General features: G+C 74.1%; 15 protein-coding genes and 1 riboswitch. Of the genes, 7 read left to right on the forward strand and 8 right to left on the reverse strand.

Annotated elements, in window-relative coordinates; translation table 11 throughout:
- Nucleotides 1–24: 24 nt before the first annotated feature.
- Genes ACYVKX_RS03505 through ACYVKX_RS03520 form a run of 4 tightly spaced genes read right to left on the reverse strand, consistent with a single transcriptional unit; the run spans nucleotide 25 to nucleotide 2933 of the window.
- Nucleotides 25–966 carry an ROK family glucokinase gene (locus ACYVKX_RS03505; protein WP_460829183.1) on the reverse strand — a complete coding sequence of 314 codons (942 nt, stop codon included), beginning with the start codon at nucleotides 964–966 and terminating at the stop codon, nucleotides 25–27.
- Nucleotides 963–1304 (reverse strand): hypothetical protein, encoded by a 342-nt coding sequence (locus ACYVKX_RS03510; protein WP_460829185.1) that lies wholly within the window; start codon nucleotides 1302–1304, stop codon nucleotides 963–965. Before ACYVKX_RS03510 ends, ACYVKX_RS03505 begins: the two co-directional genes overlap by 4 nt.
- Before the next feature lies 1 nt (nucleotide 1305).
- A complete protein-coding gene (locus tag ACYVKX_RS03515; RefSeq protein WP_460829242.1) occupies nucleotides 1306–2499 on the reverse strand; it encodes an ArsA family ATPase in 1194 nt (397 codons plus the stop codon).
- A complete protein-coding gene (locus ACYVKX_RS03520) occupies nucleotides 2496–2933 on the reverse strand; it encodes an SRPBCC family protein (RefSeq protein WP_460829187.1) in 438 nt (145 codons plus the stop codon). Before ACYVKX_RS03520 ends, ACYVKX_RS03515 begins: the two co-directional genes overlap by 4 nt.
- 96 nt (nucleotides 2934–3029) lie before the next feature.
- Between ACYVKX_RS03520 and ACYVKX_RS03525 the strand changes: the two genes are divergently transcribed.
- The 7 genes from ACYVKX_RS03525 to ACYVKX_RS03555 all read left to right on the forward strand — a co-directional run bounded on the left by ACYVKX_RS03525 (nucleotide 3030) and on the right by ACYVKX_RS03555 (nucleotide 10380).
- Nucleotides 3030–4817 (forward strand): AMP-dependent synthetase/ligase, encoded by a 1788-nt coding sequence (locus ACYVKX_RS03525; protein ID WP_460829188.1) that lies wholly within the window; start codon nucleotides 3030–3032, stop codon nucleotides 4815–4817.
- 151 nt (nucleotides 4818–4968) lie between these two features.
- Nucleotides 4969–5718, forward strand: a complete 750-nt coding sequence (gene cpaB / locus ACYVKX_RS03530) for a Flp pilus assembly protein CpaB (RefSeq protein WP_460829189.1) — start codon at nucleotides 4969–4971, stop codon at nucleotides 5716–5718.
- Between the two features lie 6 nt (nucleotides 5719–5724).
- Complete coding sequence (locus ACYVKX_RS03535) at nucleotides 5725–6888, forward strand: AAA family ATPase (protein WP_460829190.1); 1164 nt, start codon at nucleotides 5725–5727, stop codon at nucleotides 6886–6888.
- Between the two features lie 4 nt (nucleotides 6889–6892).
- Complete coding sequence (locus tag ACYVKX_RS03540; RefSeq protein WP_460829191.1) at nucleotides 6893–8188, forward strand: CpaF family protein; 1296 nt, start codon at nucleotides 6893–6895, stop codon at nucleotides 8186–8188.
- Nucleotides 8185–9135 (forward strand): type II secretion system F family protein, encoded by a 951-nt coding sequence (locus tag ACYVKX_RS03545; RefSeq protein WP_460829192.1) that lies wholly within the window; start codon nucleotides 8185–8187, stop codon nucleotides 9133–9135. The genes ACYVKX_RS03540 and ACYVKX_RS03545 overlap by 4 nt, the downstream gene beginning before the upstream one ends.
- A 1-nt stretch (nucleotide 9136) precedes the next feature.
- Nucleotides 9137–10051 (forward strand): type II secretion system F family protein, encoded by a 915-nt coding sequence (locus tag ACYVKX_RS03550; protein ID WP_460829193.1) that lies wholly within the window; start codon nucleotides 9137–9139, stop codon nucleotides 10049–10051.
- 122 nt (nucleotides 10052–10173) lie between these two features.
- Nucleotides 10174–10380, forward strand: a complete 207-nt coding sequence (locus tag ACYVKX_RS03555) for a Flp family type IVb pilin (RefSeq protein ID WP_460829195.1) — start codon at nucleotides 10174–10176, stop codon at nucleotides 10378–10380.
- 99 nt (nucleotides 10381–10479) lie between these two features.
- Here ACYVKX_RS03555 and ACYVKX_RS03560 read toward each other — a convergent pair whose 3' ends face one another.
- The 4 genes from ACYVKX_RS03560 to ACYVKX_RS03575 form a co-directional block, all read right to left on the reverse strand.
- Nucleotides 10480–11748: a M48 family metallopeptidase gene (locus ACYVKX_RS03560; RefSeq protein ID WP_460829196.1), complete on the reverse strand. Its 1269-nt coding sequence runs from the start codon at nucleotides 11746–11748 to the stop codon at nucleotides 10480–10482.
- On the reverse strand, nucleotides 11745–12989 hold the full coding sequence (locus tag ACYVKX_RS03565) for a gluzincin family metallopeptidase (protein ID WP_460829197.1): 1245 nt from the start codon (nucleotides 12987–12989) through the stop codon (nucleotides 11745–11747). Before ACYVKX_RS03565 ends, ACYVKX_RS03560 begins: the two co-directional genes overlap by 4 nt.
- The gene (locus tag ACYVKX_RS03570; protein WP_460829198.1) at nucleotides 12986–13987 is read right to left on the reverse strand and encodes a C40 family peptidase; all 1002 of its coding nucleotides are present in this window, start codon (nucleotides 13985–13987) and stop codon (nucleotides 12986–12988) included. Before ACYVKX_RS03570 ends, ACYVKX_RS03565 begins: the two co-directional genes overlap by 4 nt.
- Nucleotides 13979–14150: riboswitch (cyclic di-AMP (ydaO/yuaA leader) on the reverse strand. (Overlaps the previous gene by 9 nt.)
- A 112-nt stretch (nucleotides 14151–14262) precedes the next feature.
- Nucleotides 14263–14469 carry a hypothetical protein gene (locus tag ACYVKX_RS03575; RefSeq protein WP_460829199.1) on the reverse strand — a complete coding sequence of 69 codons (207 nt, stop codon included), beginning with the start codon at nucleotides 14467–14469 and terminating at the stop codon, nucleotides 14263–14265.
- Nucleotide 14470: the final 1 nt, after the last annotated feature.

The raw sequence follows: 14470 nt of genomic DNA on the forward strand, positions 1-14470 counted from the left end.
CTGATGTGGCCGGGCGATGAGTGCTCAGCGCCGCGACAGGTCGGCGGCGCCGATCAGGCCGGCGCGGTTGCCGAGGGTGGCCCTGCGGATCTCCGGGATCGGGCGGAAGCCGCGGCCGACGAGCTGGCCGGCGAACGCCACCCGGGTCGGCTCGAGCAGGAGGTCGCCGGCCTCGCTGACGCCGCCGCCGACCACGACCACCTCGGGGTCGAGGATCTCGGTCAGCGACGCGATGCCCTCGCCCAGCCAGCGGCCGAGCTCAGCGAGCTGCTGGGTCGCGCCCGCGTCGCCGGCGCGGGCGGCCTCGGTGATGAGCGGGCCGGTGATCCCGGTCAGGTCGCCGCCGGCGCGCTGGAGCATGCCCTGGGCGATCTGCGCGCTGCTGAGCGCCAGCGCGCGGGCCTCGCGGACCAGTGCGGAGCCGGACGCGTACTGCTCGAAGCAGCCGTGCTTGCCGCAGCCGCACAGGATCCCGTTCGGTACGACGCGCATGTGGCCGATCTCGGCCCCGACGCCGTTCGCGCCCCGGTAGACCTCGCCGTCGAGCACCAGTCCGCCGCCGACACCGGTGCCGACCGTGACGAGCAGCAGGTCGTCGGCGTCGTGCGCGGCGCCGTACCGGAACTCGCCCCAGGCCGCGGCGTTGGCGTCGTTCTCGATCACGACCGGCAGCTCGACGCGCTTCTCGAGCTCGCCCCTGAGATCCTCGTTGCGCCAGGCGACGTTGGGGGCGAACAGCACGACCGCGCGGGCCCTGTCGACGTAGCCCGCCGCGCCGACGCCGACCGTCGCGATCTCGTGCCGCGAGCGCAGCTCGCCGACGAGGCCGGCGATGGCCTCCTCGATCGCCTCCGCGTCGGTCGCGGGCGACTCCACGCGCAGCTCCTCGAGGATCCGGCCGTCCTCGTCGACCACGCCGCCGGCGATCTTGGTGCCGCCGACGTCGATCCCGCAGGCCAGGCTCACCGGTCCTCCTCCGGCCAGTCCGCGTCGTCGTCCAGCCCGATGTGCTCGACTCCGCCGGCCCGCTCGGCCCGGCCACCGGCGGAGGCCATCAGCCCGGCCGCGGCCTCGAGGAGGGCCGTCGCCGCGGTCGCGAGCTGCGTCCGCACCTCCGGGCTCAGCTCGCGCACGGCGTGCACGGTGCGGCAGATCGGGCAGTACGTGCACTCGGCCGCTCCGGTCGCGATGTGGGCGTCCACGTCGTGTGTCGCGTCCTTGGCCCAGCCCGACAGCGCGCCGAGGAGCTTGACCGCCTCCTCCGCGACCGACCCGACGTCCGGCTCTTCTCGGTCCCCGCTCATGTCACCTTCCAGTCTCGTCCACGGGGTCCTCGACGAACCGCACCTGCAGTTCCCCCTGATCCATCCGGGCGCCGGCGACGCGCAGGCGCGTCAGCCCGGACGGCAGCGTGAGCAGCCGACGATACGATCCCACGGTCACGACCAGATCGTCGCCATTGCGCGCCAGGTCGACCTCCGCGCGCGAGACCAGCGGCAGCGCGAGCCGCAGCACTGCCCCGCCGGAGGTACGCCGGACGGCGAACGGGCCCCGACCAGCGGTCGTCGCGAGCGGGTCGGTGCCGGCGTACGCCGCGCGGGCCAGGTCCGCGACGGCCGCGACGCCGACCGGCTCGCGCGGGCGGTACTCCGAGCGCCAGATCGGCAGCCCGGCGAAGGACTCCCCGACCCGCTCCAGCACCTCGTCCTGGGCGACCACCCAGCCGGCGCGCCAGTCGTCGGCCCCCTGCGCCGGGAACACCCGGTTCGCGACGACGCCGTCGACGCGGTAGCCGAACAGCGACAGCGTCGTGTAGGAGCGGCGGGCCTCGGCGAGCACGACGTTCTCCGGCGTCAGCACCAGCCGGACGCTGGCGTCGTCGCCGCTGAGCAGCTCGCGGACCTCCATCAGCTCGGCGTGCAGCCGCTCGACGGCGTCGAAGACGGTGTCGCCCGGCATCGGCACGCCCGCCGCCCGGCTGAGCACCGGCCGCAGCGCCTTGACCACGCGCCGCTCGACCGGGAGGACGCGGTGCATGTACCAGCCCAGCGCCTCGGGCAGCGCGAGCAGCCGCAGCGTCTCCGCGGTCGGCGCGCAGTCGACGACGATCACCTCCCACTCGCCCGAGAGCGCGTGCAGGCGCAGCTCCAGCAGCGCCAGGACCTCCTCGGCGCCGGGGATGACGGTGAGCTCCTCGGCGGCGACCGGGTCGACGCCGGCGACATCGAGCACGGAGAGCAGGTAGCGCTGGATGTCGGCCCAGGACTGCTCGAACCGCAGCTGCGCGTCGACCTGCTGCACGTACAGCAGCGGGGCGACCTCGGCCGGCTCGGCGCCGATCGCCCCGGGGGCGCAGCCGAACGCGTCGGCCAGCGAGTGCGCGGCGTCGGTCGACAGCACCAGCGTGCGGCGCCCCGCGGCCGCGGCCAGTGCGGCGGTGCCGGCCGCGACGGTGGACTTCCCGACCCCTCCCTTGCCGGTGAACAGGAGGATTCTCAGAGCGCCTCCACGCGCTTCTTGAGGCCCTTGAGCGCGGTGTCGATGAGGATCTTCTCGCCCTTGCGCTTGAGCATCCCGATCAGCGGGATCGAGACGTCCAGCGAGAGCCGGTAGGTCACCTCGGTCGAGCCGTCGCCGAGGTCGCGCAGCACGTAGGCGCCGTCCAGGGCGCGCAGCATCTTGCCCTCGACGAGGGTCCAGGTGACCTCGTCGTAGCCGTCCCACTCGTAGGCGAGGGTGTACTCGTCCTTGATCGGGCTGACGTCGAGGGAGAAGAAGACCTGCTCGGCCCAGCCGTCCGGCTCGCCCTTGACCACCTCGGCCACCTGCACGCCCTTGGCCCACTCGGGGTAGGCCGGGAAGTCGCCGATCACGCCCATGATGTCGGCGGGAGCTGCGTCGATGACGATCGACGACTCGGTCTGCTCGGCCATCGGGTCCCCTCGTGGATGAGTCGGCTCGGGGCTGCGAGCGTACCGGATCGCCCGGGGTCCGCTGCCACGCGGTGAGCCACGCGGTACCGTCGGCCCGTGCGTGAGTTCTCGACCCCGTTGACGACCGACATCCCGGCCACCGGGAACCTCACCGACGACGTCGTGACCAACGCCCGCGAGGCCGCCGACGAGGTCGCGTTCAGCCGCCGCGGCGCCGAGGGCTGGGAGGACGTCACCAACGCCGACTTCCTCGCCGAGGTCGGCGCGGTCGCCAAGGGCCTGATCGCCGCGGGCATCGAGGTCGGCGACCGGGTCGGCCTGATCTCCAAGACCCGCTACGAGTGGACGCTGATCGACTACGCGATCTGGTTCGCCGGCGCGGTGACGGTCCCGATCTACGAGACCTCCTCGGCCGAGCAGGTCGGCTGGATCCTCGAGGACTCCGGCGCCCGTGCCGTCGTCGCCGAGAGCCCCGAGCACCTGGCCCGCATCCGCGAGGTCCGGGCCGGACTCGAGGATCTCAACCACGTCTGGTCGATCGGCGACAACGCCGTCGGCACGCTCACCAGCCTGGGCGCCGACATCTCCGACGAGGAGCTCGAGAAGCGGCGTACGGCGGCCACGCCGCTCGACCTCGCCACGCTGATCTACACCTCCGGCACGACCGGCCGGCCCAAGGGCTGCATGCTCACCCACGGCAACTTCATGTTCGAGCTGGGCGTGGCCGTCGACGAGCTCGAGCGGCTCTTCCACGAGGACGACGGCTCGACGCTGCTGTTCCTGCCGCTGGCGCACGTCTTCGCCCGGATCATCCAGGTCGGCTGCGTGAAGTCGCGGACCCGGATGGGTCACACCGCCGACGTCAAGCAGCTGCTGCCGGACCTCGCCGAGTTCAAGCCGACGTTCATCCTGGCCGTGCCGCGGGTCTTCGAGAAGGTGTTCAACACCGCCTCCCAGCGCGCGACCGCGGACGGCCGCGGGAAGATCTTCGACGCGGCCGCGGAGACCGCGATCGCCTACTCCCGCGGCATGGAGCGCGGGAGGATCCCGCTGCCGGTCCGTGCGAAGCACGCGGTCTTCGACCGGCTCGTCTACGGCAGGCTGCGCGGCGCGCTCGGGGGGAGCTGCATCTACGCCGTCTCCGGCGGCGCCCCGCTCGGCGAGCGGCTCGGCCACTTCTACCGCGGCATCGGGCTGGTCGTGCTCGAGGGCTACGGCCTCACCGAGACGACGGCCGCGCTGACCGCGAACCGGCCGGACGCGATCAAGGTCGGCACCGTCGGCCAGCCCCTGCCGGGCACCGCGGTGCGGGTCGCCGACGACGGCGAGCTGCTCTTCCGCGGCGGCCAGGTCTTCGCGGGCTACTGGCGCAACGACGAGGCGACCGCCGAGGCGCTCGAGCGCGACGGCTGGCTCCACACCGGCGACCTCGGCGAGGTCGACGACGAGGGCTTCGTCAAGATCACCGGCCGCAAGAAGGAGATCATCGTGACGGCCGGCGGCAAGAACGTCGCGCCGGCGGTGCTCGAGGACCGGGTCCGCGCCTCGCTCCTCGTGGACCAGTGCCTGGTCGTCGGCGACGGGCGGCCGTTCATCGGCGCGCTCATCACCATCGACCGCGAGTCGTTCCCACTGTGGGCCGAGCAGCACGGCAAGACCGGCGCGATCACCGACCTGCTCGACGACCCCGATCTGCTCGCCGCCGTACAGGAGGCCGTCGACGAGGCGAACAAGGCGGTCTCGAAGGCGGAGTCGATCCGGAAGTTCACCGTGCTGTCGGGCGAGTGGACCGAAGAGGGCGGCCAGCTCACCCCGAGCCTGAAGCTCAAGCGCACCGTGGTGATGCGCGAGCTCCGCGACGAGGTCGAGGCGCTCTACCTCTGAACCCGCGCCGCTCCGAAGGTGGCCGCCTACCCATCTAGAACCGGTTCCAACCACCGGTCTGCTCCGGCATTCCACGCGCCGCGCCGCGCTCCTACAGTGCGTCGGACCGGGGTTTTCGGACGCACGTGGCCCGGTGGGGAGGGGTATCGGGATGGAGCGACGCAGGCTGCTGATCCTGGGCGCGGCGCTGGTGGCCGTGCTCGGGGTGGCGCTGGTGCTGGTCTACGCGCGCGGCGCGGACGAGCGCGCCGAGGCGCGCTTCGGCGGCGTGCCGGTGCTGGTCGCATCCGAGCGGCTGGCGCCGGGCGAGACCGTCGCGGCCGCGCAGGCGGCCGGCAAGATCGCCTCCTCGACGGTGGCGCGCGGCGACCTGCTGGCCGGCGCCGTCCGCAGCCTCGACGAGATCGGGGGCCAGGTCGCGCTGGTGCCGATCTATCCGGGCGAGCAGCTGATCGCCCCGAAGTTCGGGGCGGTGGGCGACGCCCAGGCGACGCTGCCGATCCCGCCCGGGAAGATGGCCGTGTCGGTCAACCTCACCGACGCCGCGCGGGTCTCCGGCTTCCTCCAGCCGGGCAGCGAGGTCGCGGTCTTCCTCAACGGCACCGCGCTCAACAGCACCGCGGCGGGGAGCGAGCAGCCGTTCACCCGGCTGCTGCTCCCGCGCGTGACGGTCCTGGGCGTCGGCTCGACCGCGCCGGTGGCGAGCGCGGCGAAGGAGGGCGGCGACGAGGCGACGCCCGAGCGGCTCGCGCCCACCCTGCTCACGATCGCGGTCGGCCAGCGCGACGCCCAGAAGGTGCTCTACGCCGCCTCGACGGGCGAGCTGGCCTTCGCACTCCTCAACGGCGACAGCGACGTCGCGCCCGGCCCGGGCGTCACGTCCGAGAACCTCTTCCGGTGAGCTGACATGCCTGTCGTCGTCGAACCGGACGCCGCCGACCTCGCCGAGCTGCTCACCGCCGTCCCCGACGGCGCCCACGGCGTCGACGGCACCGCCCGGCTGCGCTCCTGGCTGGGCGAGCACACCGAGGAGTTCCTCGTGCTGCTCGGCCCGGGACTGCCCCTCGACGAGGCCCTCGCGGTGTGCGAGGAGCTCCGTGTCGGGCGGCCGACGGTCAGCGTGGTCCTCGCCCGCGACGCCATCGACGCCGCGCTGCTCACCCGCGCGATCAAGGCCGGCGCCCGCGACGTCGTCCCGCACACCGACCTGGACGCGGTGGCGGCCGCCTCCGCTCGGGCGCACCAGCTGTACGTCGCCCTGCGCGGCTCGGCCGCGCCGTCGACTCCCCCGGGCGGCCGGGTGGTGACGGTCTTCTCCCCCAAGGGCGGGGTCGGCAAGACCACGATGGCGGTCAACCTCGCGCTGGCGCTCGCCGGGCGCGGCGCCCGGCGGGTCTGCCTGGTCGACCTCGACCTCGCGTTCGGCGACGTCGCGATCACGCTGCAGCTGTTCCCCACGCACTCGATCGAGCACGCGATCGGCTCCGAGGACACCCTGGACTCCTCGCTCATCGACTCGCTGCTCACCCGGCACGAGGACGGGCTGATGGTGCTGCCGGCGCCGCCCCAGCCCGACGTCCGGGAGCGGATCACCCCGGCGCTGGTGTCGAGGCTGCTCGCGATGCTGCGGGAGACGTTCGAGTTCGTCGTGGTCGACACCGCCCCGGCCTTCGACGAGCCCACGCTCGCCGCCCTGGACGAGACCGACGAGTGCGTGGTGGTCGCGACCCTCGACGTACCCACGCTGAAGAACGTCCGCGTCGCGCTGGAGACCCTCGAGGTGCTCGGCATCGCCCGCGGCCACCGGCACCTGCTGCTCAACCGCGCCGACGAGGCGGTCGGCATCGGGCCGGCCAAGGTCGAGTCGATCCTCGGCATGTCGGTCGCGGCCCAGGTGGCGACGTCGGTCGACATCGCGGCGGCGACGAACGCCGGCACCCCGATCGTGTCCGGCCGGCCGGACCACCCCTCGAGCGCCGCGATCCGCGGCCTCGCCGCTCAGCTGGCCGGCCACCCCGCCGAGGCGGCACCCGAGACCGCGACGCCGCGCCGCTTCCGGATCCGGAGGTGACCCAGTGAGCCTCACCGAGCGCCTCGTCGCCGCCCGCGACTCCGCGCCGGAGCCCGACCGGATCGAGGAGATCAGGGGCACCGTGCACGCCGAGCTGCTCGGCGAGCTCGGCCCGCAGCTCTACGACGCCGACATGGACCACGCCGAGCTCGAGCGGCGGGTCCGGGCCGTGCTGACCGACGTCCTCGCCGGGCAGGACCGGCCGCTCTCCAACAGCGACCGCGCCCGGGTCACCCAGGAGATCACCGACGACATCCTCGGCTACGGCCCGATCGAGCCGTTCCTGCGCGACCCCACGATCTCGGAGGTGATGGTCAACGGCGCGCAGTCGGTCTGGATCGAACGCGACGGCCGGCTGGAGCCGACCATGGCGCACTTCGTGGACGAGTCGCACCTGCGGCGGGTGATCGACAAGATCGTGTCGCGGATCGGCCGCCGGGTCGACGAGTCCAGCCCGATGGTCGACGCCCGCCTCCCCGACGGCAGCCGGGTCAACGCCGTCATCCCGCCGCTCGCGGTCGACGGGTCGGCGCTCACCATCCGCAAGTTCACCGCCGAGGCGCTGACGGTCGACGACCTGCTCGCCAACGGCACCCTCACGGCCGACGCGGCGGCGTTCCTCTCCGCGAGCGTGCGCGGCCGGCTCAACGTGATCGTGTCGGGCGGCACCGGCGCCGGGAAGACCACCACGCTCAACGTGCTGTCCTCCTTCATCCCCGAGGACGAGCGGATCGTCACGATCGAGGACGCCGCCGAGCTCCAGCTCGCCCAGGAGCACGTGGTCCGGCTCGAGTCGCGCCCGCCCAACATCGAGGGGCGCGGCGCGATCAGCACCCGCGACCTGGTCCGCAACGCGCTGCGGATGCGGCCCGACCGGATCGTCGTCGGCGAGGTCCGCGACGCCTCGGCGCTGGACATGCTCCAGGCGATGAACACCGGCCACGACGGCTCGATCTGCACGGTGCACTCCAACGGCCCCCGCGACACCCTGGCCCGCGTCGAGACGATGGTGCTGATGGCCGGCATGGACCTGCCGATCCGCGCGATCCGCGAGCAGGTGGCCTCCGCGCTCGACCTGGTCGTGCACCAGACCCGCTTCAAGGACGGCTCGCGCCGGGTCACGCACGTCACCGAGGTCGAGCGGATGGAGGGCGACGTGGTCACCCTCCAGGACCTGTTCCTGCACGACCGCGCGACCGACCGGCTGGTCGCCACCGGGCTGCGGCCGAAGCTGCTCGAGAAGCTCGAGTACGCCGGCGTCGAGGTCGACCCCGCCCTGTTCGCCCCGGGGCCCCGGTGAGCTGGCAGCTGCTGCTCGGCGCCGCGGCCATCGGCCTCGGCCTGCTGGCCGTGCTCGTGCTGCTCGTGCCGGCCGCCCGCGCGCCCGAGGACCGGATCGCGGCGTACGCCGGACCGGTCGCCGCCCCCGCCCGGGAGCACCAGGGCACCGTCGAGCGCGCGACCGGCGCCGCCGACCGGATGCTCGTCCGCAACCGCGGTCTGGAGGAGACGATCCGGCTCCGGCTGGAGGGCGCCGGGAGCCGGCTGCGCCCGGCCGAGTGGGTGCTCGTCCACGCCGGCGCGCTCACGGCGGCGGGCCTGGCCGGGCTGCTGCTCGGCGGCGGCTCGGTGGCGCCGTTCGTGCTGTTCCTGTTGCTCGGCGGGCTCGGCCCGTGGCTCTACCTCGGCCTCCGGCGGGGCCGCCGGGCGAGGGCGTTCGCGGCCGCGATCCCGGACACCCTCCAGCTGATGTCGGGCTCGCTGGCGGCCGGGCTGTCGCTGGCGCAGGCGGCCGAGGCGGTGACGCGCGAGGGCGCCGAGCCGGTGGCGGGCGAGTTCCGGAGGGCGCTGGTCGAGACGCGGCTCGGCGTACCCCTGGAGGACGCGCTGGAGGGCGTCGCCGAGCGGTTCGACAGCGACGACCTGCGCTGGACGGTGATGGCGATCCGGATCCAGCGCGAGGTCGGCGGCAACCTCGCCGAGCTGCTCGACACCGTGGCGGCGACCGTGCGCGAGCGGGAGTACCTCCGCCGCCAGGTCTCCGCCCTGACCGCCGAGGGCCGGCTCTCCGCGTGGGTGCTGGGCTGTCTGCCGGTGCTGTTCCTGGTCTACCTCCTGGTCGCCAACCCCGACTACGTGATGCCGCTGTTCACCGACCCGCGCGGCCTCGTCCTGCTGGCCGCGGGCACGCTGTGGCTGGGCGTCGGCGTGTTCTGGATGAGCCGCCTGGTCAAGGTGGAGGTCTGAGATGGTCCTCGTCCTCGGCGTCCTCCTGGTCGCGGTGGCGATCGTGCTGCTCTCGCTCGCGCTGGCCGAGGAGCCGGACCGCCGCGGCGTCGCCCGGTCGCTGGCCCTCGTCGAGGCCGCGTCCGCATCGCCGCGGCTGCTGGTCGAGGACGCCGCCCCGCCGTTCCGCACCCGGGTGCTGGTGCCGCTGCGGCAGCATGTCGGCCGGCTCGGCCGCCTGCTGGCCGGCTCGGACGCGCCCGAGCGGATCCGGCACCGGCTCGACCTGGCCGGCAACCCCACCGGATGGACCGTCGACCGCGTGCTCACCGCGACCGTGCTCGGCGCGCTCGCCGGGATCGGCCTGGCCGCGCTGCTCGCACTGGCCTTCGGCGCCTCCCTGCCGGTGCTCGTGGTGCTCGTGGTCGCCGGCGGCGTCGGCGGCTACCACGCGCCCGGGCTGTGTCTCTACCAGCGCGCCTACGACCGGTCCGAGCAGGTACGCCGCGCGCTCCCCGACGCCCTCGACGTGCTGACGCTCAGCGTGGAGGCGGGGCTCGGCTTCGACGCCGCCGTCCAGCAGGTCGCCCACCGCACCGAGGGGCCGCTCGCCGACGAGCTGGCCCGGATGCTGCGGGAGATGCAGCTCGGCCGGAGCCGCGCCGAGGCGCTGCGCGGGCTCGCGGAGCGGTCCAACGTCACGGAGCTGCGCTCCTTCGTCGGCGCGATGGTGCAGGCCGACGGCCTCGGCATCCCGATCGCGCAGGTGCTGCGGGTGCAGTCCCACGAGATCCGGGTGAAGCGGCGCCAGCACGCGGAGGAGCGCGCCCAGAAGGTCCCGGTCAAGATCACGGTGCCGCTGGTCTTCTGCATCCTGCCGTGCCTGTTCGTGGTCGTCCTCGGGCCGGCCGCGCTCACGATCATGGACACGTTCTGACATGCGGGGCCGCGAAGTGGTCCGGACCAGCGAGTGAGGCCGGTCACAGCGGGGAACCGTGCTTGGCGAGGGACGAGGGCCTCGGGTGGGACCTCGCGAACAAGGTGGAGGGAGATCGCCCCATGCTGCAGTACCTGATGATCCTCATCGACGCTCGTCGATCGAAGATGGACGAACGCGGTGCGAGCGCCGTCGAGTACGGCCTCTTGGTCGCCGGCATCGCAGTCGCCGTGATCGCTGCCGTGGTGCTCGTCGGTCAAGGCATCTTCAATCTGTTCGAGACCACGAGCACGAACATCAACGTTCCTCCGACGACACCGACACCCTAGCCGGCTGGAACCGACAGCACGCCGAGGGCCGCGGACCACAGGGTCAGCGGCCCTCGGCCTTCCCGGTACTTCTCGGGCAATCCCCGCGGCGGGCGGCCCCTACCCCACCTGCCGCGCGATCGCGATCCGGGTGAGCGCGGGAGGGTGCGAGCCGAACCAGAGCTGGGAGAGCGCGGGCGGGTCGGGGTCGGCCAGCGAGCGCAGCGCGAGCTGGCGCTGCACGGCGACGAACGCCGCCGGGTCGGCGGTGGCCTCCAGCGCGTCGACGTCGGCGCGGGTCTCGATCCGGCGGCTGACGCCGTTCTGGACCGGCGCCGCGAGCAGCGAGCCGATCGCGACCAGGGCGAGGACGAGCGGCACCACCTCGGGCTCGCGCATCCGGCCGGACCGGGACTGGCCGGACCGGGACAGGCCGGACCGGGACTGGCCGGACCGGGACTGGCCCACGAGCAGCGCCAGCAGGCCGACCCCGAGCACCGCGCCGGCCGCGCCGAGCAGCGAGCCGGCCAGCACGTCGTCGTGCCGAGCGTGGCCGAGTTCGTGGGCGACCACCGAGAGCGTCTCCTCGCGCGGCACGCCGTCGACCAGGTTGTCGTAGAGCACCACCCGCCGGGTGCCGCCGAAGCCGGACACGTAGGCGTTGAGGGTCGTGGTCCGCCGCGAGGCGTCGGCCACCAGCACGTCGTCGATCGGCACGCCCTCCCGGTCGGCGAGCGCGAGGACCGCGGTCCGCAGCTCGCCGTCGGGCAGCGAGCGGAAGTCGTTGAAGATCGGCTCGACCACGACCGGGTAGACGAACGAGCCGGCCAGCACCAGCGCGCCGAGCAGGCCGCCCGCCACCGCCGGCCAGGCCCGCGGCCAGCGCCGGGCGCAGCCGACGAGGACCACCAGCAGCAGGGAGGTCGCGACGACCGTCAGCAGCAGGCTCTTCGCCACGTCGACCGCGAACCCCGACCAGGCCTGCGTGGTGAGGCCGTTCGCGAGCGCGTGCCGCCGCAGCAGTACGCCGAACGGCAGCGTCGCGACCCGGCCGATCAGCTCCACGGCGGCGACCGCGAGCACCACGCGCAGCCACCACCAGCCGGGCAGCCGGCCGACCAGCCGGCGCCCCCACCGGCTGAACCCGAGCACGCAACCGACGAGCAGCGACACGGCGAGCCCGCTCCAGCTCCACACCCGCGCGAGCCGGGCGTAGTCCTCGCCGCGCGCGATCTCCTCGGGGGTGAAGACCGACGACGCGGCGACCGGGTCCGGCGTACCGCCCGGGACCGGGCTCCACGGCACCAGCCACAGCGCGAGCGCCGCGAACGCGATCCCGCCGACCGCCAGGGTCACCAGCGCCGTACGACGGTCGGAAGGCGCGCTCACCCGGCCAAGTCTTGCAGGAGGCCCCGCCACCGCGCGGTGAAGGCCGCCATCGACAGCCCGAGCGTCGACTCCAGCGCCCGGCCGAGCGGCGCGCCGCCGTCGACGGCGCGGTAGAGCCGCACCAGCCCGTCCTGCCCGCCGACCTCGGCGAGCAGCCGGGCAGCGAGCCAGGCGCTCTCGTAGGTCGCGCCCAGGTCGGCGGTCCGGGTGCCGAACTCGGGCCCGCGCGGCAGCGCCTCCGGCGGGCCGTCGCGGCGCACCTCGGCGATGATCTGCGAGGCGGAGCGTGCCACCGGCAGGTCCACGTCGCGCAGCGCCACGTAGTCGGCGAAGCCCTCGAGCAGCCACAGCGGCACCTCGCTGGTGAAGGCGCCGGTCGCGACGTGGGTGGCCTCGTGGCCCATCACCACCTGGGCCCCGGTGTCCTTCAGGCCGCCGTAGACGTCGGGGTTCACGAAGACGTGCACCGGCGCGTCGGGGCCGAGCTGCCCGTCCGCGGTCGTCGTCACGGCCGCGATCTGGTCGTAGGTGCCCGCGTCCGAGTCGAGCGCCCGGTCGAGCGCCCGGACCGAGGCCGGCACCTCGACGACCAGGCCCCGCCGCCAGCCCGGGAGCACCGCCCGCACCACCGGTACGGCGGCGGCCGCCCGAGAGGCGTACGCGTCCGCCTCCTCGGCGGTGCCGTCGACCAGCACCAGCGCGTCCGCGGTGCGGCGCACCTCCAGCGGCCCGGACAGCCACAGCGGCGAGACCCGGTCGCCGCCGCCGAAGCCGGTGATCGCGACCCGGTCGCCCTCGTCCGCGAGTCCGACGCTCACCTCGGCGTACGCCGGAGCGCGGTCGAAGCCGGCGAACCGCCAGGTCGCGTCGGCGGCGCCGCTGCCTCCCTCGGCGTCGACGAAGCGCAGCGTGAAGTCCGCGACGCCGGCGGCCTCGGCGTTCGCGACGATGCCGGCGAGCCGGTCGGCGGCGGCCCGGTCGCCGGTCGGCGCGAGCGCCCGGGCCGCGTCCTGGTCGCCGGCGCCGACCGCGTCCTCCAGGTCCTGGAGCGCCGCGGCCGCGAGCGCCGGCGGGATCTCCGTGCTGGTCGGGGCGGTCGGGGCCGGCGCGACGTACGGGTCGTCGTCGACCAGCGACCACGCGACCAGCCCGGCCGCGACCAGCAGGCACAGCGAAAGGCCGGTCGCCCACCAGCGGGGGCGACCGGCCTGCGCGCGGCTGCTGGGGTCCGACACGGTCACCCGGGCCGGACGGCTCCGGTGTAGGGCATCGAGTTGACGCTCTGGACGAGCACGCCGTCGCTGGGGTTGGCGGCGTTGGCGATCATGCCGTTGCCGATGTAGAGCGCGACGTGGCTGATCGGGCTGTAGTAGAAGACCAGGTCGCCGGGCTGGAGGTCGCCGAAGGCGATCCGGGTGCCGGTGTCGTACTGCGCGGCCGAGGAGTGCGGCAGCGACACGCCCGCCTGCGCCCAGGCCATCATCGTCAGGCCCGAGCAGTCGAAGGCGTCCGGGCCGGCGGCGCCGTACACGTAGGCGTCGCCGATCTGCGCCATGGCGTACCGGATGGCGGCCGCGGCGCGGCCGGAGGCCGGCACGTCGGACGGCGTCCGGACCGTGTCGCGGGAGAGCAGTGCCTCGCGCTCCTCGGCCTCGAGCTGGCCGAGCAGCGCCTGCGCCTCGGCGAGCTTGTCGTCGACGACCTTCTTCTCGGCGGCGAGCCGCTTCTCGATCGCGGCCACCTGGGCGGCGCGCCGCGCGGTGGCGTCGCTGCGGATGTCGAGCGACTTCAGCTCGGTGGCGTAGTCCTCGAAGAGCTGGTCCTGCATGTCGTTGAACGCCGACATGGTCGACAGCGACGACAAGAACCCCTGGGGGTCCTCGGAGACGACGACCCGGCCGACGGCGGCCATGGTCTGGCCCTGGTACTGGCGCACGACCGCGTCCTGGACCTGCCGGCGGACGGCGGCCAGGCGCCGGTCCTGGCGGCCCTGGTCGGCCTCGAGGAGGTCGAGGTCGCGCCGGAGCGAGGTCAGCTCGAGCTGGGCGTCGTTGTAGCGCTCCTGGGCCTGCTCGGCCTGGCGGTAGAGCCGGTCCACCCGGGCCTGGACGTCGTCGATGTCCGGCTTGGCGCTCGCCGTCGAGGGCAGGAGGCCCACGGTGGCGACCAGGGCGCCCAGGCACAGCAGGGTGATGAGTCGCTGGCGGCCCTTCAGCACGGGGTGGCGCTCTCCTTGCACGTCGTACGCCTACCGGGTGAGCTGACGGGTTCGGGCACGACATTTGCCCTACCTCCGCGGGTGCGGAGGATTCACCCCGGTGGTGGCCCCGTCATGGCGGCCACCGGTTGGTTCCCCGGCTCCCGGGCCGGCGGACCGACCCGGGACTCAGCGCGATGGCCGCGCGGACCCGAGTGATCCACGGTCACGGCCACCTGAGTTGGACACGTTAACGGGGCGCGTCCACGGCCGCCAACCCCTCCCCCGGAGCCCGGCCGGAATTTACGTTGGACGGGTCAGGCCGACTCGACGTGCGGCCCGTCGACGGGCCGGACCAGCCGCAGCGGCGGCACCAGGCCGCCCGCGGCGAGGACGCCGAGCGCGCGGGCGCCCTCGTCGTCGAGGCTGAGCTCGGGAGGCGGGCCCAGCAGCACCGTCACCACGCAGTCGTGGCAGTGGAGACCCCGCACCGTGCAGGTGTCGCAGTCGATTCTCGTCGTCATG

Source organism: Nocardioides hungaricus (genome assembly GCF_054782915.1).

What these genes read in the sequence shown, in the direction of transcription:
- cpaB (WP_460829189.1), top strand. Translation starts at nt 4,969, where the DNA reads ATGGAGCGACGCAGGCTGCTGATCCTGGGCGCGGCGCTGGTGGCCGTG.
- ACYVKX_RS03550 (WP_460829193.1), top strand. Translation starts at nt 9,137, where the DNA reads ATGGTCCTCGTCCTCGGCGTCCTCCTGGTCGCGGTGGCGATCGTGCTG.
- ACYVKX_RS03520 (WP_460829187.1), bottom strand. Translation starts at nt 2,933, where the DNA reads ATGGCCGAGCAGACCGAGTCGTCGATCGTCATCGACGCAGCTCCCGCC.
- ACYVKX_RS03575 (WP_460829199.1), bottom strand. Translation starts at nt 14,469, where the DNA reads ATGACGACGAGAATCGACTGCGACACCTGCACGGTGCGGGGTCTCCAC.
- ACYVKX_RS03555 (WP_460829195.1), top strand. Translation starts at nt 10,174, where the DNA reads ATGCTGCAGTACCTGATGATCCTCATCGACGCTCGTCGATCGAAGATG.
- ACYVKX_RS03535 (WP_460829190.1), top strand. Translation starts at nt 5,725, where the DNA reads ATGCCTGTCGTCGTCGAACCGGACGCCGCCGACCTCGCCGAGCTGCTC.
- ACYVKX_RS03510 (WP_460829185.1), bottom strand. Translation starts at nt 1,304, where the DNA reads ATGAGCGGGGACCGAGAAGAGCCGGACGTCGGGTCGGTCGCGGAGGAG.